The sequence below is a fragment of the Leptospira meyeri genome, from assembly GCF_004368965.1.
In the GTDB taxonomy this organism is placed as follows: domain Bacteria; phylum Spirochaetota; class Leptospiria; order Leptospirales; family Leptospiraceae; genus Leptospira_A; species Leptospira_A meyeri.
In genome coordinates, this window is sequence record NZ_SORO01000005.1 from 18,408 (window position 1) to 37,284 (window position 18,877).

Below are 18,877 nucleotides of genomic sequence, written 5' to 3' on the forward strand. Positions count from 1 at the left end.
TTTCAAGCAGGCATTTCCATATGAAGAAAACTCACTTTGTTCGCCACTTAGCCAACCTTTACAAATTTGTCACCACCCTAGTAAGTAGATTCCAACCTAGCCCCCTCCACTAAAATCACTGAACAACCTCTCCTTTGCTAAAATTTGGAAAAAATCTGGGACGAACTAAAAATTCCATTCCAAGTGTGATATAGCTAAACTCAAATTCGAAATTCAATTTTTTTTACTTTAAGTCGACCTTATTCCGAACATTTGTTAGGTGATTCAAATGGATGACCTAGCAAAAATTCGGTGGTGGGACAAAAGTAAGATGAGAATTCGATTGCAAATGATGTTCCAAATGTTCCACTCGACGAGAAATGGCTAAAAATCTTACGAAAGAAGAACAATTGCAAAAAGGACTCGAAGTCCTACTCTTAGGAAGAGAATGGTATCTAAAGGAAAAATCAAAAAACCAACACAATGAACTCGTGAATGTTGGTGACCTTTACACTCGCTTAGATGAAATTCACCAAATCGATGCATCTCCTGAAGCATGGAAAAACGGAGACCTGGAAATCAAAGAAGAAGATCCTGAGAAAAAAACATCGGAACAAGAAGTGTTTCGCAAACGGTTTTCCAACTACTTAAATGAAGTTGAAAAACAATTCCAAGTTTCGATTTTCTTCCAATCGAAAACCTGTAATCTCGAAGAGACGGACCTTTCTAAAATTTTTGCCATGTCGGCCATGATTCTCAAATCCTATGCCCATTCCACAAGTGATGATGCTCTGCAAATCGTATTAAAGAATTGGAATGATAAAATTGCACTTCCCACTTTCCTCATTGCCGTACGTTATGCGATCAAATTTAATTTTGTTTTGGAATTTCAATATAAGAAGCTAATGAGCTTTCGATCCGAATCTCGAAGGGTATATCCAAGAGAGATCGCATTGATTGATGGAAACTTGGGACTCATTGCCTATGATACCCGAGACAAGTTAACAAAGTCATTTCTCCTAAGCCGGATCCAAAAACCTAAACTCAATTTTTATACCGATTTGATCTCATCCTTTCATAAAGATGACAAATTACCCAATTTTGATTTAATCGATTATTTAACCAATAACCCGTATGCTAAGTTCCAAAAGAAAGAAGTTACCTATACGATTCGAATGGCAAAAAACAATTTGGATCATTTTTTACATTTCACCAATCTCCCTTCGCAAGTGAAAGAGGAAGATCCAAAAACCAACTCAGTCACAGTTGAAATCAAAACCCATAATGAATACCAAATCTTTGATCTTTTGTTCAATTATCACACCTATGCAAAGTTAATTGGCCCTATTGAGGCTGTGACTGCTTTCCAAAATAAGTTAAAGAGTTTAACTGCATTTTATTCGGAAACATCGGATACAAAAGAAAGCAAAACTTCCAAAAAGGACTCCCCCACAAAGGGGAAGCCAAAAAGGAAATAGAAAGCAAACTGACATTACCGTTTTGCTAAGTGTTTTTCGATCCTCATGATGGAGAAGAGAACTCCCAGAAATGGCAGTAGGAGTAAAATCGATCCTAAGACAATTAGCCTAGTGTTTGTGAAAAACTCGTCTTGGGCATTTTTGGAATCAAGTTCCGATTTTCCATTGGAGTAAACTTCAAAGAATCGTTTGTACACTTTACTTTGTCTAAGATCGGTTAGAAAATCGACTTCTTCGTTTTGGTAGTTGTAAAGTGAATATGGAGAATATCCGTTTTTCATCGATTCTTTCAAATAGCTGATTAGTTTTTCCGCTGCATCTTCTTTGAAGGAATCCTCAGAAAATTGATAATCCAAATCATTTGCGATTCGTTCTTTTGATTTTTCAAAGAAGATCTGCCAATACTTTGGAGTTGTATCTTGGATCACTGCCTCAACACTTTCATTTAACTCTGCATAGGGTAAACTTTTCAATTCTTCACTGATTTGAGCACGGACAAGACCTATCCCTTTTTGTCTCACAACATTGGCTAAAGTTGTTTCAAAATCTTTTTTGATTTCATTCAAAACAGAAATTGCCAATTTCTCAGAGAGAGTCACTTCTCGTTTAGAATCCACTTCGCTTGCCTCGGCTGATGAGGGAATGGTTCTTTTGAAGTCTTGGATTTTAAATTCTGTCTTTGGATACTTCTGATTGAAAATCGGCCGAACCAGATGGTAAGTATAAGCGAGTAAATTCCATCCTAATACCAAAACCAAGAGGAGCATAAAAAACATTCCTAAGACACGAGCCACTTTTGATACAAATTCTTCAATTTTTTCCATTTGAATCATATAACACCTTCCTTATAGTTGAATGTGTTTTATGATAACAATTGTTTTGCTTTGTTTCGGAAGAAGTATTTCCGAAACGATTTAAAATACAAATTTGCTCAAAATTATTGAAGAGAATCGCGGAATGTTTGGATGAGTTCCAAAATTTCTTTTTTTCTGGCTAAGGCATCAATCCATTCTTTTGGAATGGCTTCGATTCCATAATGGATCCCGGCAAGCCCACCGGTGATTGCACCAATGGTATCAGTATCATCACCCAAGTTCACAGCCAAAAGCACTGCCTCTCGATAGGATTGAGTTTGTAAAAGGGTCCAAACACAAGCTTCTAACGTATGAACCACATAACCGGAGGAACGTATGTCAACTTGAGGAACTGTGCGAATGATGGATGGATCGCATAATAAGAGATTGTAATGACTCAATTCTCTTTCGTTTCCAAAAACAAGTTTAGTATTTTCCTGAGCGATTCGAATGCTTTCTGGAATGGAATGCCCTTTATAAACTGCAATGCAAAGTTCAATGAAATATGTGGATCCAATCAAACTCCGCACATGTTGGTGTGTTAAAGAGGAAACTTCTGAAACTACCTTAGTTCTTTCTTCTAAAGGTTTATCCGCTAATAGATAACAAAGAGGAAGGATACGCATAGTAGCACCATTCCCATTGTCTTTTTCTGTTGCACCTCCGGCATGCGTAGGATGGATCGAATGATCTCGCAAACGATCAATGGCCTTTCTTGTCCCAACACCCACATCGAACGCTTTTCCATAGGGAGTCCAATACCCGATGTCCAACCAATTCACGAATCGATTGCCAAGCTTTCTGAGATCAAGCCCTTGGACCAATGTTTCCAACAAACAAAACATTAGTGAACTGTCATCTGACCAAGTGCCTGGAGGTTGGTGATGGGTTCCAAATCCAATCATTGATTGCACTGGATGTTTCTTCAAAGTTTCGCGTGATAAAAATTCAACGGGGACACCTAAGGCATCCCCAACGACAAAACCTAAAATTCCAGAAGTGATTTGGTCCAATTGATTTTCTTTCATCACTTATTTTCTTTATCCACGAAGGAAATCGGGTGTATCTTTATGGTGACCCAAATTGATTTCAGAACGGTAGTATTGGTAGATAAACACCATTGCAAGTGTATCTAATTCACAATACTTGAGAAGAGCTTCTTTGATTTTCTCGCGGACACGAGGCGAACAATCGGCAAATTGTAAAAAAGCAAACGCAGTCATGGCGGCCCCACCATCACTCAGACGTTCTAACTTTTTTTGATTGGCCAAACTAAGTTCGGATTCAGAAAGTTCGGCCCCCTCAAACAAATCTGGAAGTTGGTCATAAGGATTTTTTGCTTCACCAGTAGTTGGATCTAACTCCAACCAAACTTTGTTTTGGAAATTTAAACTTTTGATTTCATTTCCGTAAATTGGTTTGCTATACTTATCTTGTAAGTAAGATGACGCATTCAATATGGCTGGTAGAACTGCTTTGATGGAATTGGAACCTTTCGTTCTTGGATCAAAGTGATATTTTTTTACCACCTCACATAGATCGATCATATCACGATCGCCCGCCCAAGGATTTGCCGCTTTTCCAACGGAATGCGTGATGGTTTTGATCCAATCAATCAAAGATTGTTTGTCTGGTTCATCTGACTCTGCAAGTTGTTCGATGATACGATTGAGAATTGTATTCTCATGATTGGAATACCGAAAGATAGAACCCGAATCATTTTCTAATTCTTTTTTCAAATGACGGACAAATTCAAAATTGGGAAACACACCTGGTTCTGCCAACAGATACTGTCCTTTGTGTTCGACGGATCCATCTTGGTTTACTACATGGTGAGAAAATTGGAAGGCAACTTCTTCATAAGGATACATCCCCTGGTAAAAAGGAATGGCAACTGTAGACGTTTCAAAGTCGATAAAATGAAGAGGGAACTTCCAACGTTCCATTTCAAATCGTAAACCAACTGTGTTCAAATAAACAGAAGAGTCGTTATCTAAAACTTTCTTTAATTGTAACAATTGCCTTTCAGAAGTGGATAGAGTATCATCTTCACTCGGATTCACGTTCAAATCCTCTTCCGATAAATCTTTTAAAAAGTATTTTGATTCACTTAAATACCTCCCTGAGTTTTTCGAATTCCATAATTCAAAAACGAGTGGTTTTTTCAATGCCTCTGGTGTGACACCAATAGTTTCCGTCCAACATTCCAGAAATCCATCTTTTTTACCTGCAAGTTTATCCACATCGTTACAATAGAATTCACAAGCCTTACATGCTGTGGAAAGTATTGGTTGGATCTTTGTGCCATTTGCATAACTAGAAGCAAGTGTTTGGATTCGTTTTTCATATTCAGCCATCCCTTCTTCCTCATAGATTTTAGCAATGGCACCATCCACCGAAACCTTTGTGAGATCCGGATCGCCTAATCCATTGGTTTTCAAAAGCGAATCATTCACTTCAATTTGTTTCCGTCCCTTTACTTCAACGACTTTAAAAATTTGGTTCAGGCCATTCACAGAAGCACGGGCAGTTTTATCGGCCATCATAAGATATGATCGAACTTGAAATTGAGGATAGGCCTTTTTCAAAACATAGGTTTGAAAGGCTACATCTTCAAGATACGATTTAAACTCAGAATTGAGTTTGTCTCCTTTTGCATTCAGAAATGCTGTTTCATCTATGCCACGAAAAGACTTTGCTTTTACTTCAATGAGCTCGATTCGATTTCCTTTCTTCTTTAGTATGTCTGCGCGTATGAGAAGATTCTCATACCGAATGGCCGCCTCAAAAAGAGTGACCTCGTCTCTTTTTAAAAACTCTTCTGTTTCCTTAACGGCAGACTCAATCTCCAAACCCTCGATTTCAAAACTATTGGCATCCGATTCGTATAATTTTGCCAATTCACCTACCTGGTAACCACCTTCCGCTAAGTTTTCCAAAAAACTATCATTCAAACTTTGGTTGGCATATTCGGGATTGCTGGTGTAGTATAATTTTGTTGGACATTGGCCGGCTAACTGGAATCTAGATTTGGTAAGATAACGTGTTTTAGTTGGTTTGGACATCTTCATGGATAATAATGTAACCTTTATTTGGTTGTCATTCGGAAATTTTCCTTCCGAAAGTAGGTCTTAACCTAGATAGGATCTTTGGCATGAATGATTTACGCCTGAACTACATCACTTTTTTTCCTTCCCTATTCACCCCGTCCAACGACTTTTTTGTGATGCCGATGGAGACAAAATTACAACAACTCCACTCGATCTTTGATCATAAGATATACCCGTCGATGGAACTTCGAAACTTTCGATTTGACTTTGAAGAAAGGTTCCAAAGAAAGATAAACCATTTGGATTTTATGATTGTGATTGGTTTGTATATGGATTTTTCCATTTTAAGGATCCTATTGCCAAAGTCGGTTAGCGAATTTGAATCTGCTAAAACAAGATTCCTAAAATGGAAAGACAAACGAAAGTCTAGGGCTTTGCATTCCTTTCTATTTGAAAATTTAGGCGGAAATACGAGGGCATTCTTTGACAACGGATCCCATGAATTTTCTAGAACACCTATCTCTCAAAAAAGACAAAACTTGCAATTCTACTTACAAGGATCCGAATATAGACCGTCCGATCTTTTATCCTATCATTTTTATCTGTACAGTTCTATGGAAAACTACCAACATGTAACCGGAGAAGCCCCCTACTCTGCTTGGGATCTCTGCTTCTTACAAAATCAATTCATCGCGGAATAAACTTTTCCGAAATCGAAAGGAAATTGGATGAGAATGTAAGGTTTGAAAGAACCGGTGCAAATGGATTTTTTGCACAAAATTCAGACATCGATTCCCCAATTACAAATGAAAGATCATGAAATTAGGTTTACGTATTCTTAGCCAAAGGAGAACCAAATGAGCCAAACGATCATTACAAAAAATTTAGAGGATTATACAAAATTTCGAGTACAATCAGGATTTGAAAAAGAAAGTTTCCTGTTTGCATTTTTCTGTATTGCTACCATCTACCAAAGGTTTATCTTTGAATACCCAAATCAGATTCAAATCTTAAGAGAGATTTTCAAACAAGAAACTCAATCTTCCCATGCTAAAACCAATGCCTATTCCGATATTAAATTATTAGATTTAATCCTTTGGAAGATTGCGAATTTGGATTCTAATTCGTAGGTTAAAAGTATCTTATGGATTGTTTTCAAGAAGAACTCATTGTTCTTAATCAGATGGCAATCCCCCTCCCCTACTCCATCCATTGTCACCCATGTGGGTGGTTTGGTGTTACCTTTGTGACTTGGTAGATAGTGAATCTTCAGAAACCAATGAGACATAATCCTTGCAAAGAAATAGAATCAATCCATCGATACCGAAAGCAGCTCAAGTTTTCCATTTTTAAATAGATTGCTGCCTCAACCTGATGGGTTTAAAGGTTTATACTTCACTTTTGACTTTTACTTTTAGCTCTATATCGTCACTTTTCTGAATGAGAAAGTTTCCATTATGAATGTAGAATTCAAATGTGCTAACAGATTTTCTTGGGGTCATAATTTTTAGAATATTCTTTCCATCCTTCTGGAATTCTTTCTTAAATTTCAAAAAGGTTCTGGAACAGGTAACAAATTCATCTGCGGTTTTGATCACATTTTTTTGGTTCGGATAATTTTCATTGATCAGTATCGGTCTTTCTAATTGGTATCGATTCCCTTTCATACGAAAAGAATATGGATATATGACTTCCAATGTATCATTCGAAGGATTCCCATTCAGTTCAAATTGGTATAGATCTAAATCCAATGTCTTTTGTTTGAATTTATCTTTATCAAAACAGACTTCGACTAGGATTAGTATATCCTCTTCTGAAATATTCGCTTCAAATTGATCCTTAAACTTTGAATGATGAATATTATTTGGATCATTTAAAACCAGGTTCGTATTTTCTTTTTCGATATAGAAGCCATTTAATTGGTAGATATTCGTTCCATAAAAGGAAGATTCTTCAAATTTCAGCTTGGAACTTTGGTTCAATCGATGTTCCGAAGTGATTCCTGGAGAGACCAAGGTCAATGAACTACAAGAGGTCAACGAAACTACTATACATACAAAAATCTTTTTCATTTTTCTCCCTCGCTCTGACTTTAAAAATTGAGCATGATATCTTAAAACAAACAAACTGAATCAAATCAGGGCCTCATTTAGACTCCCTTGGGCACTACATTTTTAGTTTAAAGAAGACACACTTCCAACACTATACATTGACCATTTTTTCGATGGCTTGAAATAGTTTGGTTTGTTCCGCTTTCGTAAGTTTGGAATGTAAAAATGGAAACTTCTTCACAAACTGAGATTTGATGTCCACTTTTGGTTTTTGTTTGGGAGTGGCCTTTCGTTTGTTTGCCAAGTTTTTTAGGGCTTGTTTGAATTCGGTTGGTCCAGGATTGGATTGCTTTGCACCTTGTGCTAATCGTAAAGCTTCTCTATAAACAGCCTTGTAACGTTTCAGTTGAGGAACAGAGATTCCATGTGTTTTGGAAATCTCGGCAAGAGTTTTGCTGTCCTTGGAAGATAGATCTCCACCACGATTGTCTTTTTGGAATGTGTCGGGAAAAAGATTCACTAAGATGTAGATGACTTGTGCCGGGTCTTTGATTTGCCGTCTGTCAAAGTTGTCCGACAACATCAAAACTTCTAATTCGCGAAGGGTGATTTTTCCTTCGATGTAACGAACTGGTGCTTCTGTGATGCCGAGTTCCTTCAGGGCTTTTTTACGGCGGTGGCCAGTAATAAGAGTGTTTGGTTTTAAAGAAAATCCAACGGCGTTTGCTCTTGGACCAAATACGATGAGAGGATCATGGATTCCCCCTTTTTTGATTCGGTCGACAAAACGTGACCAAGCCAATTCATCTTCTTTTTTGGATTTATCCCAATAGTCAAAGAACTTGATATTATCGGGATGATCGAGAAGTTCCGAAACATTCGCATTTCGAACAGGACTCAGTTCCCAGTTTTTGTTTGTTTGGTTTTGGAGCGAAAAGGATTCTTTGTTGGATACTAAAATGTTTTGTCCAAGGGACTCGAACATGGCAGACTTTTTTGTTTTTGCACTCATAAAGAAATCACCTCACTTGCTAAGGAACTAAATTCTTGTTCGGACTTGGATCCTGATTTGAGAAGATTGCCTTTCATAATTGCTGACTGCACAGCGGCCGATCTTGTGATAAACGATTTTGTGTATTTGAATTTTCCTTCTTTCAGGATGTCGACAACATCATCTTTAGTTTTGTCGGAAACCATAGAAGGAACGGCAATGTGTTTCGGAGTTTTTAACCCAGATCGACCAATGAGTTCCACTTGTTTTTTTGCTTTGAGAAGGCCAGACAAACTCCAACGATCATACGTGAGTGGAGAGAGAACGATGTCGGCGGCATAGAGTCCAATTTTGAATTCATATACTGGAGATGGTGGAGTGTCGATGATGACATAGTCAAAAGGCAAAGCAGAAATTTCCTTTTTGGAACGAAGGAGTAAACCAGGATCATTTTGAGTTTCGGATCCCAAATCTTGTAAATCCGGAGAGCAAGGTATCACCGTGATCCCTTGGGATTGGAACATACATTCTTTTAGTTGTTTACGATCGGAAAAGGCTTGGTAGGCATTTTTTTTATCAATTTCTTCGATGGAAAGATCACGCAGGAAAAAGTCAGTAAGGGAATATGACTGAGGGTCCAAGTCGATCACTAAAACCTTTTTCTTCAATTGGCTGATTGCCAATGCCAAAAAAATAGAAATTGTGCTTTTGGAAACGCCACCTTTCAAACTTGCCGAAGTGATAATTTTCATTGAGAACCAACTTAGAATGAAATCGGAATAAATTCAAATTTTAATTCTTCGGGAGAACAAAAAACCAAAGGATCACGGTGATACCTTGGGTGATACGAGGAAAGCCGCCATTCATCTTTCTATTCAAAGTAAACTTTGTCTTGGGATTGTAAGATTTTTTACCTACGTTTAAGTTGCAAAACCATGAAATTGCGAGTGCTGATTTTCCTGTTTGCAATCCATATCTCAATTCTGTTAAACTGCGGAAATAATAGCGAAGAAAAATGCAAAGACGATGCAAAAACACGATTTCGAGATTTTTGTATTGGTGGTTTGATTACGAATCCAATTGTAAATCCTGATGGAAGTAGCCTAGACCAAATCTACACGGAATGCCTTTACAATGCTTATAAACTCGAACAATGCAATAAAAAATCTGGAAACATAGACATTTACTCAATTGTTCATTGACCAATGCTAATGACAATTCTCTAGATTCAGCGGAAGAATACTGATATGAGATCAATTTTAGGCAGTTACAATACCAAAAGGATGCTAAATTCGATTGGGAGATGCTTTTTACATAGAAATTAAATTTTTGGGGAATCCTATGAAAGTTTATATATTATATCTTGTTCTGGCTTTATCCATGCTACCTCTCATTTCGAAAGAGATTGATAGAGGTAAATGTGAAGACTACAGAAAAGGTAATGAAAAAGAATACCCTTCTTGTTTAAAAAACAAAAAGGATCATCCCTGCGAAATAGTGAAACAGGCAAAATCATGGAAGGAAGTACTGGATCTTTTAAAAGGAAAGGGTGTGATTGAAGACCCCTCTACATTAGTGGAATATACTTTTGATGGAGAAAACATAGAGTATACTATGACTTTTGAAGAAGGGACCATGATGGCCAAAAAATATGGAATCCGAAAGATTCCAGGTTATATTAAAATCATCAGCGAAAATGAAGTTGAGTATAGTTTATTAAAACCTTTAGATGGTCCCTGCAAAGGAGTGACTAATAAAGTTTCCTGTTCTGTCATGCAGGCACCGATCGGTCCAGTGCTTATCATTGGTTTTGAAGGAAAACCTGATAGCTGCGGGATAGTTACTTACTTTAAAGAAGGATTAGATGAGATGGAGAGCGAAAAAACGTTTCCTTCAAACGGCAAAAGAAAGCCGTAACTTTAAACAAATGAAAAAAATCGGAGAACAACTAATGAAACAATACATCCTGCTTCCAATCCTCGTTTTTCTATTCCCACTTGCCGTATTTTCAGACAAACAGAAAGGAAACCGGCCAATAGATTTTTCCAAGGAAGAACCGGTTCATCCGTTTTACGAATCATACGGTGGGAATGGCAACATGAACTGCAAAGAGAAACAAGAGTGTATGTCAAATTGTACAAGTTCGGTGTATGTGTATACGAACCGGGGGAAATCTTTGGAGTCGGCGCGCCAAGGTTGTATTGCGGATTGCAATCGGATTGTTTGTTTGCCAGAGAATAAAAAGTAATCCATTGCGAGATCACGTAATGGATAAAAAATCGTTTCAACTTCCATGCTGAGTGAGAGCTTATGCGCCAGCGATTGCAGCGGAAATCCTTTCCGGTAAAGAATCCGATTATGATTTTAATTTTGATTCGGAAAGATTGGAGCGGAAAGCGCGGTCACGTCGACAATCCATTTCAAAAATACTAACAAATGTGAGGCGCCATTTTTAAGAAGAAAATATCCTTTCACCTAGCGAACTAGGCTTACCGACGTTTTTAACAAAAAAAATGCTTGTACTGTTTTGGTACTTCGGTTAGGGTTGTTTGTAAGTAATCCTTAATCGGGTTAAGTCAAACGCCCTGGAAGGTGTGGTAGCCAACCAGGGCAAATTTCTCCTCCAAAACCAAATCACCTTTCCACCACCTCCAAACTTTCGTTTGGGTCACAGTGAAAATTCCAGATTTATGTCTCTTTTACTTATTGACAGTTTATCGACATCGGTACATTTAGGGATCGTTCGGTGGACACTGCCGGACACGGCTCTACCACATAGCCGTTATGACTTAACTCGGAATTCCTAAAAAAAGTTCCGACGGAACGTTCGAAAGAACTTTCCCATCTCTCGATTTTACTTGGACCGAAGGTTTGTCTCATTTTGAAAAACCAATGGCAAGTAGAGTAGGGGAGGTATGCGTTCGATGAATGCATTGGCATAGAAACGACCAGATGCTCGTAGCCGGAGTCAGTGTTCATTTGGAAGAAGGAACCTAAAAATGAAAACCAACCGGACAGGAATTTGGATTCCCAGGGAGATTGAATGCCTTGTGGATTTGAGTGTTTCAGAAAAGTATCTGCTTTCAGAAATTCGATCGTTAACATTGGCGAAAGGATGTTTTGCATCGAACACTTACTTTGCGAAACTACTTGGGAAAAAACCCGATACCATCTCTCGGATGATCTCTAAACTTCGAAAACGAAACTATATCGCACAACTTTCCTTCGATGGAAGGAGACGCGAATTGTCATACTGCTTAGGAATTGTGTCCGAACCGGCAGTGGAAACAAAACCAAGTGCTCCCTTACAAAAATCCAAGGCAGATTCGGAAGTTTCAGCAGTTCCTTTTGTACCTAGTACAACAAAAGTACATAACATAAGTACAAAGAATCCTTTGGATGTTTGGAAAGAGTTTTTGCATTGGACTAACCAATTGGCACCATCGACTCGCATTCGGATCCAGTCGGCCCTTGGACCAGAGAATTTGACCAAACAAGATCGGATCTTTTGGGAAAACTTTGCGATGAGACCTCAGCCTATGTTTGGGAGTTAGGTGGAACAACAGATAACCTTCAATATTAAGAATACGGAAATCAAAAGTATTATTAGGTAGTTTCAAAGTTTTGCTTCCTTTGAGAAGGATTTATTGATCGGACGAATGTACAGATCAATTAGTGAAAGGAAGACTAATGAGAGCCAATGTCTATACTATTGGTTTTGTCTTGAAGGATGTAAATCGAAAGTTAGGTAGGAAAGGATTCTCAAAAAAACATTTGGAAAATACAGACTAATTTTTATAAACAAAATATTCCGGGTTTTGTATGAGCGAACGTGTAAGTTAACTGAAATAGATGGAACTAATTGATGCACAATCGTACCTTCATCAGAAAGAAAATTAAACTAAAGTTAACTTGAAAAATAATAATCCTGGGTATGCAGAAATTGCAAGTTAACTTTAGTTTAATCTCAATTCGTTTGTAAGGTACTTTCATACTTTAATGATCCTGTTGGGGCTAATACAAATGGAAAACATGCAATTAGGAAATAAAACTCTCCAAATATTTCCTAACAGAGTTTGTAGATAATAACGCAACTAAAATGAAAAGTGATCTACGAGTATATAAATCGGCCAGAGCATAAAAGATAAACAAACTTGGATCAAAATGTAGCATATAGGAAAATCTCTTCTATCTTTAGATGTCAATTCTTTAAACTAACAATTTCACGATGGCATCCTGATGTAATAAACGGTTCCAAACTAAATACTCTCCAAAATACCTAATTGTTCAAAGTTACTTTATAGTCTTAAAAATTTCTAAGATGTTTCTGAAAATTTGTTGCCAAATTCCAGAAACATCCACATACTAATACCATGCGTAGGTTTCTGGTTCTATTTCTAATGATTGCTATTCCTTTTGGCTCGGATTGTAGCGATCAAATGAAGCTTACTGGAATTTGTCATCTCACCAAAGCCAATGTTAAAAAAAGTATTCTTAAGTGCCATCAAGAAAATCAAACAGCCAAAGATAGTTGTGAGTGTGCCAAGTCGAAACCTGTTATTATTTCTAAATCTGCTTCTGATTTCGTAAGTATATTTTTTGCTCAGCTTACTTTTATCACTTCAACTTATGTAAGTTTTGACTTAGAAAAACCCCTTCTTGAATTTGTCTTTGTACCAAAAATACGATTAAGAAATTCAGACGATTCATATTTAGAAACGATTCATCTACTTCTCTGAATATATTCTCACACACTGACTTTTAGTCTGTTAAGTTGATTATGTATGTTTCACTGGAGGATTTTGATGAAGCGTCTGGTTATTATTTCGATTTTACAATTTGCGACGTCTATTAAGGGGCAAGAAATTGAGCCTTTCTTGGATTCTTTAATTTCTTCTCATCCTGAAATTCGCGCGCTGGATGCAGAGCTAAAATCCAAACATGCGAATGCAGGCCATGAGACCACATACCCTGATCCGAAAATAGGGATTTCGTTTCGCAACTATCCAACGAGATCTTACTCCCTTAACAACAGGGCATATGATACACCAAGTATGACAGGCATTGAGTATAGCATTTCTCAGGAGATCCCTTTTCCGGGAAGGTTGACTTTGCAGGGGAAAGTGAGGAAACTTGAGGAAATTGAGTTTTTACATTTTTCCAAATCTCGAAAAAATCAATTTTTGTTAGAGTATCTCTCCCAATTAATTCGATTTAGAAGTGCGAACTTAAAAATTAATTTAAACAGCCAGATTCAAAAGACTTTAGAAAGCCAAAAAGTTATTTCTGCTTCCAATTTTGCCACTGGGAGTTCTGCTCTAGATAAAACACTTAAACTGCAAATCGAAGGAACAATCTCACTAGACCGACAAATTGAACTAACTCGAGATAAAGACAATGCAAAGGCGTTTTTATCTTATTATGTAAGCGATTCTGTTAGTCTAACAAAAATTTTAGAAACAGACTTAACCAAATATCTCAGTGAAAAACATTTATTTATTAAAACAAATAAAGCAAATCTAAGGCTTAACCTAACTGAAAACCCCAATTACAAACTATCTTCGGTTGCCGTTGAACGTGCTAAGAACGAAAGTAAACTTTCTAGCCTTCTTCATGCTCCTGATACAGAACTTTTCTTTGCATACATGCGCCGCCGAAATCAAATTATTGCAGTAGACGATGGGCCACTGAATTATCAAGTAATGGATCAAACAGAATATAGAGGAGATTTATTTTCAGTCGGAATAAATGTTCGTGTTCCCGTTTGGTCTTTTTTTTCAGCACATGATTTAGCGGAACGTTCGAATGAAAATACGAAATCCAAAAGTTTCGAGCTGGAGAAAAATAAACTCTTTTTAGAATCAAACTTTGATAAATTACTTTTAACATTTGAGTCGTTGGAATCTCAAATTGAATTATATGAAAATAAATTAATACCCGAATTGAACAAGAGTTTATCAGCTTCATCGGCTGGTTATGCAAGTGGTAGCAGTAATCTAATTGAAGCATTGGCGTCTAAAATTGATTTATTGAAGGCATACGTCATGCTCGAGGAAGTGAAAGAAAAGAAAGATCTAACTGTAATTCTGATTTTGGAACTCACCGACTCTCTACTTAAGGCAAAAAACAATTAATATGAAAAAGAAATCAATTTCTATCATCGTAATATTTCTGATATTCTCTTTCTTGCAATTATGTAAGAAAGAAAAAGAAACCTGGTATTGTCCCATGCACACGACCTATACTTCCGATAGACCCGGTCAATGTCCTATATGTAATATGTCCTTGGTAAAGAAGGAAAAAACAGTTTCGTCCTCTAAATCAAACCATCTTGCATCACATGAACATAACGATGAAACTTCCGTTTTGAGAGATCCTAAGGAAGAGAATATGATCTCACTGTCGGAAGAGAAACAAATCTTAATCGGAATCAAAACTACAAAGGCGGAAATCAGAAATCTTTCCAAGTCAATCATGGCCTATTCTAGAGTGGCTTATGATCCAGAGCTGTATACAGCAATCTTAGAATTTCGAGAAGCTCGAAAGGCTACGAAGTTGCTCGCAGAGAATCCAACAACATTATCGAATTCGCTTGTCAGTTCAAGCATAGTTCGGCTCAAACAACTAGGCCTCTCCGATTCTCAAATAGCCGAATGGGGAAATGCTACCCGAAATCCAGATGAATTGATTTTGGGGAGTAAGAATGGCAAAGCTTATATATACTCCTCAATTTATGAATCTGATATTAACTTTGTAAAGAAAGGTCAGATAGTAAATTTGAAAGTCGATTCCTTCCCTGACAAAGTATTTAAAGGTAAAATTCAGAGTATAGATTCCATATTAAATGAAAAAAACAGGACCCTTCGATTTCGCTCTTACGTCGTTGATAAGGAGAACTTACTTAAACCGGAAATGTTTGGAAATATCGAAATTTCCATTTCTTTGAAAAAAACTCTTTCGATTCCTAAATCGGCGGTTCTGAATACAGGTAAACATAAATTAGTCTACAAGAAAATTTCCACAACGGAGTTTACTCCAGTTATGGTCAAGACTGGAATGGAAACCGATGACTTCTATGAAATTTTGGAAGGATTAGTTGAAGGTGATGAATTAGTATTTGAATCGAATTTCCTGTTAGACTCCGAAAGTAAAATTAAATTAGGAGGTTCGTCAAATGAACACTCCCATTGATTCAAATTCGCTAACTTCTAAAATCATTCGTTTCTCCGCTCATAATAAATTTTTAGTATTAGTTGTAATCGGGGTAATGCTCATCGGCTCCTATTATTCGATGACTAATATTCCGCTTGATGCAATTCCTGATCTGTCGGATACGCAAGTCATAGTCTATTCTCGTTGGGATAGAAGTCCTGATATTATTGAAGATCAGGTTACTTACCCAATTATCACAGGCTTACTCGGTGCTCCGAAAGTGAAAGTTATTCGCGGGTTTTCCGACTTCGGCTATTCGTTTGTCTACGTTATCTTCCAAGATGGGACTGATATTTATTGGGCTAGATCTCGTGTATTAGAATACCTATCTCGAATTCAATCCAGGCTTCCAGAAGGTGTGCAAACTGAATTGGGCCCCGATGCTACTGGTGTTGGATGGGTTTTTCAATATGCCTTGGTAGACAAGATTGGAATAAACTCATTAGCCGATATTCGATCCTTTCAAGACTTTAAACTGCGTTACTTGTTAAACGCGATCCCGGGAGTTTCAGAGGTAGCAGGCATTGGCGGTTTCAAAAAACAATATCAAATCACTGTTAACCCAATTGCCTTGCAAGCGTATAACATTTCCATGGAATCGATTGTGCAAAAAGTTCGAGAATCTAATCAAGAGACTGGCGCACGTCTAATGGAATTGAGTGGTGCTGAGTATATGATCCGAGGCAAAGGATATATTCGTAACCTAAGCGACATAGAGGAGATTAGCTTAGGCACGGATACTACCGGAACACCAATTCTCGTAAAGAATGTTGCACAGGTAGATCTAGGCCCTGATTTGAGACGTGGTATTTCTGATTTAGACGGAAATGGAGACACCGTTGGTGGAATCATTGTTATGCGTCATGGTGAGAACGCTCTTTCGGTAATTGAAAAGATTAAAGAAAAGATTAAAGAAATAACTCCATCTCTCCCTGAAGGATTGGAAATAGTCACTACGTATGATCGTTCATCGCTCATTATGAATGCGATTACGAATCTAAAAGAAAAATTGCTCGAGGAAATGGTTGTAGTTTCTTTAGTTATCTTGGTTTTTCTATGGCATTTTCCTTCTGCAATTGTGCCTATTCTAACAATTCCAATTTCTGTTCTCATTTCGTTTATACCAATGTACACTTTCGGAATTCACTCGAATATAATGTCTCTTTCTGGCATTGCCATTTCCATTGGAGTTTTGGTAGATGGAGCAATTGTAGAAGTAGAAAATGCATACAAAAAATTAGAGGAGTGGGAGTCTGGTGGTCGAGTTGGCGATTACCATGCAGTCAGGCTTGAGGCGCTGTTAGAAGTAGGACCATCCGTATTTTTTTCACTGTTAGTTATCGCTGTCGCTTTTCTACCCGTTTTCACCTTAGTCGATCAAGAAGGAAGGCTTTTTCGCCCACTCGCATATTCGAAAAATTTGGCGATGGCAATCGCTGCTATTCTTGCTTTAACTCTCGATCCAGCCTTTCGAATGCTTTTTACAAGAATGGATCCATTTACTTATAAAAATAAATTATTAAATAAGGTCGCTACTACCTTATTCGTTGGAAAATACTACAAAGAAGACAATCATCCAATAAGTAAAATTCTATTTAAATACTACGAGCCGGCCTGCATTTGGGTTTTAGCGCACCCGAAAAAAGTAATCGCTACCTCAGTAACTTTAGTATTACTAACAATACCTTTGTATTTTCATCTTGGTTCTGAATTTATGCCACCACTATATGAAGAGTCATTACTTTATATGCCAACAACGCTTCCTGGAATCTCAGTTGCTGAAGCAGAGCGGCTTATGATAAATATGGACAGAAAGTTAAAAAATATTCCCGAAGTAGTGCGCGTGTTTGGTAAAGCCGGACGATCTGATACCTCAACAGATAGTGCACCATTCTCCATGATGGAGACGGTTGTTTCCGTAAAGCCTCAAAATGAATGGAGGAAAAAAGAAAGATTTTATTCGATATTGCCAGACTTCACTCATTTTTTATTTAGAAGCTTCGCACCAGATCGAATTTCCAGAGAAGAATTAATAGAAATCATGGACAAAGAAATTTCTTTTCCTGGTGTGTCTAACGCCTGGACCATGCCAATTAAAACTAGGATTGATATGTTGTCTACTGGACTGCGAACCCCAATAGGAATAAAGATACAAGGATCGTCGCTTGAAGAAATTGAACGATTAGGTATAGAGATCGAAGGAGTTTTAAAGTCTCTTCCTGGAGTTAGGTCTGTATTTGCTGAACGAACAGCCGGCGGTTATTTTTTAGATATCAATTTAAAACGAGAGAAATTAGCCCGCTATGGAATCACGATTGCGAGTGCACAAAATATCATTTTGACCGCTATCGGGGGAGAACCAATTACTCAAACAATAGAAGGGAGAGAACGGTATACTGTAAATATCCGTTATCCAAGGGCGCTAAGGGAGAATATAAACCAGCTAAAACGAATATTAGTTCCAACGCTCACAGATTCTCATATTCCTATCGGCGAAATAGCTGACCTTGAATTTAAAACAGGTCCTGCTATGATCCGAGATGAAAATGGATTTCTCACCGGCTATGTATACTTAGACACAGGCGAATCTGATATAGGTGGTTTTGTAGAAAAAGCCAAACTTATAGTATCCGAATCAGTGAAACTTCCGACTGGTTATACTCTACTCTGGACTGGTCAGTATGAAAACATCATTCGAGTAAGAGAGAGAATGATGTATGTAATACCTATTACCCTCTTTATTATTTTCTTTCTAATCTATATGAATACAAGTTCTTACATGAAGACAATGATTGTCATGTGTGCGGTTCCTTTTTCCCTTATTGGGGCTGTAGGACTTTTATTTATTTTGGATTATCAAATCTCGATCGCCGTCTGGGTGGGAATGATTGCGCTTATGGGACTAGACGCTGAAACGGGCGTATTCATGCTGTTATATCTTGATTTGGCACATGAAGACGCAAGAAAGAAAGGACTTTTGAAAAATGACAATGAACTAAAAGAATCCATCTTACACGGTGCAGTAAAAAGAGTTCGTCCCAAAATCATGACTGTACTCTGTGCGATGATGGGGTTACTCCCAATTATGTGGTCAACAGCGACAGGCTCAGATGTAATGAAACGAATTGCTGCCCCGATGGTCGGAGGTCTTGTTTCAAGCTTTGCATTAGAGCTTTTGGTTTATCCTGCCATTTATTATTTATGGAAACGAAGGGAATTGAGCGAGCTTTGAGTCTTATGACTAATTTCTTTAAAGGGGAAA

17 protein-coding genes and 1 pseudogene are annotated in these 18,877 nt (G+C 37.6%); 12 read left to right on the plus strand and 6 right to left on the minus strand.

Annotated elements, in window-relative coordinates; all coding sequences use genetic code 11:
* The first annotated feature begins 359 nt into the window (after window positions 1–359).
* A complete protein-coding gene (locus tag CLV96_RS18975; protein WP_004787967.1) occupies window positions 360–1,457 on the plus strand; it encodes a WYL domain-containing protein in 1,098 nt (365 codons plus the stop codon).
* 14 nt (window positions 1,458–1,471) lie between these two features.
* Here CLV96_RS18975 and CLV96_RS18980 read toward each other — a convergent pair whose 3' ends face one another.
* The 3 genes from CLV96_RS18980 to CLV96_RS18990 form a co-directional block, all read right to left on the minus strand.
* Window positions 1,472–2,290 carry a hypothetical protein gene (locus CLV96_RS18980; RefSeq protein WP_004788061.1) on the minus strand — a complete coding sequence of 273 codons (819 nt, stop codon included), beginning with the start codon at window positions 2,288–2,290 and terminating at the stop codon, window positions 1,472–1,474.
* A gap of 104 nt (window positions 2,291–2,394) precedes the next feature.
* Window positions 2,395–3,339: an ADP-ribosylglycohydrolase family protein gene (locus CLV96_RS18985; protein WP_004788101.1), complete on the minus strand. Its 945-nt coding sequence runs from the start codon at window positions 3,337–3,339 to the stop codon at window positions 2,395–2,397.
* Between the two features lie 12 nt (window positions 3,340–3,351).
* A complete protein-coding gene (locus tag CLV96_RS18990) occupies window positions 3,352–5,376 on the minus strand; it encodes a DUF2779 domain-containing protein (RefSeq protein WP_051012808.1) in 2,025 nt (674 codons plus the stop codon).
* An 89-nt stretch (window positions 5,377–5,465) separates the two neighbouring features.
* Between CLV96_RS18990 and CLV96_RS18995 the strand changes: the two genes are divergently transcribed.
* Entirely contained in the window at window positions 5,466–6,062 is a 597-nt protein-coding gene (locus CLV96_RS18995; RefSeq protein ID WP_004788238.1) for a hypothetical protein, read from the plus strand.
* A gap of 156 nt (window positions 6,063–6,218) precedes the next feature.
* Entirely contained in the window at window positions 6,219–6,491 is a 273-nt protein-coding gene (locus tag CLV96_RS19000) for a hypothetical protein (RefSeq protein WP_004788092.1), read from the plus strand.
* Window positions 6,492–6,749: 258 nt separating this feature from the next.
* Here the strand turns inward: CLV96_RS19000 and CLV96_RS19005 are convergent, their stop codons facing one another.
* The 3 genes from CLV96_RS19005 to CLV96_RS19015 form a co-directional block, all read right to left on the minus strand.
* Window positions 6,750–7,433 (minus strand): hypothetical protein, encoded by a 684-nt coding sequence (locus CLV96_RS19005; RefSeq protein ID WP_040917511.1) that lies wholly within the window; start codon window positions 7,431–7,433, stop codon window positions 6,750–6,752.
* Window positions 7,434–7,563: 130 nt separating this feature from the next.
* On the minus strand, window positions 7,564–8,424 hold the full coding sequence (locus CLV96_RS19010; protein WP_004788139.1) for a ParB N-terminal domain-containing protein: 861 nt from the start codon (window positions 8,422–8,424) through the stop codon (window positions 7,564–7,566).
* Complete coding sequence (locus CLV96_RS19015) at window positions 8,421–9,155, minus strand: ParA family protein (RefSeq protein ID WP_004788033.1); 735 nt, start codon at window positions 9,153–9,155, stop codon at window positions 8,421–8,423. The genes CLV96_RS19010 and CLV96_RS19015 overlap by 4 nt, the downstream gene beginning before the upstream one ends.
* Before the next feature lie 183 nt (window positions 9,156–9,338).
* Here CLV96_RS19015 and CLV96_RS19890 point away from each other — a divergent pair, with 183 nt between their 5' ends.
* The 9 genes and pseudogenes from CLV96_RS19890 to CLV96_RS19050 all read left to right on the plus strand — a co-directional run bounded on the left by CLV96_RS19890 (window position 9,339) and on the right by CLV96_RS19050 (window position 18,847).
* Entirely contained in the window at window positions 9,339–9,605 is a 267-nt protein-coding gene (locus tag CLV96_RS19890; protein ID WP_040917513.1) for a hypothetical protein, read from the plus strand.
* Window positions 9,606–9,744: 139 nt separating this feature from the next.
* Entirely contained in the window at window positions 9,745–10,320 is a 576-nt protein-coding gene (locus CLV96_RS19020) for a hypothetical protein (protein WP_134152081.1), read from the plus strand.
* Between the two features lie 10 nt (window positions 10,321–10,330).
* Window positions 10,331–10,651, plus strand: coding sequence for a hypothetical protein (locus CLV96_RS19025; protein WP_004788229.1), 321 nt, complete (start codon window positions 10,331–10,333; stop codon window positions 10,649–10,651).
* A 751-nt stretch (window positions 10,652–11,402) separates the two neighbouring features.
* On the plus strand, window positions 11,403–11,957 hold the full coding sequence (locus tag CLV96_RS19030; RefSeq protein ID WP_004788080.1) for a helix-turn-helix domain-containing protein: 555 nt from the start codon (window positions 11,403–11,405) through the stop codon (window positions 11,955–11,957).
* Window positions 11,958–12,803: 846 nt separating this feature from the next.
* On the plus strand, window positions 12,804–13,142 hold the full coding sequence (locus CLV96_RS19035; protein ID WP_134152084.1) for a hypothetical protein: 339 nt from the start codon (window positions 12,804–12,806) through the stop codon (window positions 13,140–13,142).
* Window positions 13,143–13,208: 66 nt separating this feature from the next.
* Window positions 13,209–14,537, plus strand: coding sequence for a TolC family protein (locus CLV96_RS19040; protein ID WP_081581573.1), 1,329 nt, complete (start codon window positions 13,209–13,211; stop codon window positions 14,535–14,537).
* A gap of 94 nt (window positions 14,538–14,631) precedes the next feature.
* Window positions 14,632–14,688, plus strand: a pseudogene (locus tag CLV96_RS20105) (heavy metal-binding domain-containing protein); the annotation flags it as partial.
* Window positions 14,689–14,793: 105 nt separating this feature from the next.
* Window positions 14,794–15,594: an efflux RND transporter periplasmic adaptor subunit gene (locus CLV96_RS19045; RefSeq protein ID WP_004788048.1), complete on the plus strand. Its 801-nt coding sequence runs from the start codon at window positions 14,794–14,796 to the stop codon at window positions 15,592–15,594.
* Window positions 15,578–18,847: an efflux RND transporter permease subunit gene (locus tag CLV96_RS19050; RefSeq protein ID WP_004788124.1), complete on the plus strand. Its 3,270-nt coding sequence runs from the start codon at window positions 15,578–15,580 to the stop codon at window positions 18,845–18,847. The genes CLV96_RS19045 and CLV96_RS19050 overlap by 17 nt, the downstream gene beginning before the upstream one ends.
* Window positions 18,848–18,877 lie beyond the last annotated feature (30 nt).

Excerpts from the sequence above, each read along its gene's own strand:
- CLV96_RS18980 (WP_004788061.1), bottom strand. The coding sequence starts at position 2,290 with ATGATTCAAATGGAAAAAATTGAAGAATTTGTATCAAAAGTGGCTCGT.
- CLV96_RS19020 (WP_134152081.1), top strand. The coding sequence starts at position 9,745 with ATGAAAGTTTATATATTATATCTTGTTCTGGCTTTATCCATGCTACCT.
- CLV96_RS19010 (WP_004788139.1), bottom strand. The coding sequence starts at position 8,424 with ATGAGTGCAAAAACAAAAAAGTCTGCCATGTTCGAGTCCCTTGGACAA.
- CLV96_RS18985 (WP_004788101.1), bottom strand. The coding sequence starts at position 3,339 with ATGAAAGAAAATCAATTGGACCAAATCACTTCTGGAATTTTAGGTTTT.
- CLV96_RS19030 (WP_004788080.1), top strand. The coding sequence starts at position 11,403 with ATGAAAACCAACCGGACAGGAATTTGGATTCCCAGGGAGATTGAATGC.
- CLV96_RS19025 (WP_004788229.1), top strand. The coding sequence starts at position 10,331 with ATGAAAAAAATCGGAGAACAACTAATGAAACAATACATCCTGCTTCCA.
- CLV96_RS18995 (WP_004788238.1), top strand. The coding sequence starts at position 5,466 with ATGAATGATTTACGCCTGAACTACATCACTTTTTTTCCTTCCCTATTC.
- CLV96_RS18990 (WP_051012808.1), bottom strand. The coding sequence starts at position 5,376 with ATGTCCAAACCAACTAAAACACGTTATCTTACCAAATCTAGATTCCAG.
- CLV96_RS19015 (WP_004788033.1), bottom strand. The coding sequence starts at position 9,155 with ATGAAAATTATCACTTCGGCAAGTTTGAAAGGTGGCGTTTCCAAAAGC.
- CLV96_RS19000 (WP_004788092.1), top strand. The coding sequence starts at position 6,219 with ATGAGCCAAACGATCATTACAAAAAATTTAGAGGATTATACAAAATTT.
- CLV96_RS19890 (WP_040917513.1), top strand. The coding sequence starts at position 9,339 with ATGAAATTGCGAGTGCTGATTTTCCTGTTTGCAATCCATATCTCAATT.
- CLV96_RS19050 (WP_004788124.1), top strand. The coding sequence starts at position 15,578 with ATGAACACTCCCATTGATTCAAATTCGCTAACTTCTAAAATCATTCGT.
- CLV96_RS19040 (WP_081581573.1), top strand. The coding sequence starts at position 13,209 with ATGAAGCGTCTGGTTATTATTTCGATTTTACAATTTGCGACGTCTATT.
- CLV96_RS19005 (WP_040917511.1), bottom strand. The coding sequence starts at position 7,433 with ATGAAAAAGATTTTTGTATGTATAGTAGTTTCGTTGACCTCTTGTAGT.
- CLV96_RS19035 (WP_134152084.1), top strand. The coding sequence starts at position 12,804 with ATGATTGCTATTCCTTTTGGCTCGGATTGTAGCGATCAAATGAAGCTT.
- CLV96_RS18975 (WP_004787967.1), top strand. The coding sequence starts at position 360 with ATGGCTAAAAATCTTACGAAAGAAGAACAATTGCAAAAAGGACTCGAA.
- CLV96_RS19045 (WP_004788048.1), top strand. The coding sequence starts at position 14,794 with ATGATCTCACTGTCGGAAGAGAAACAAATCTTAATCGGAATCAAAACT.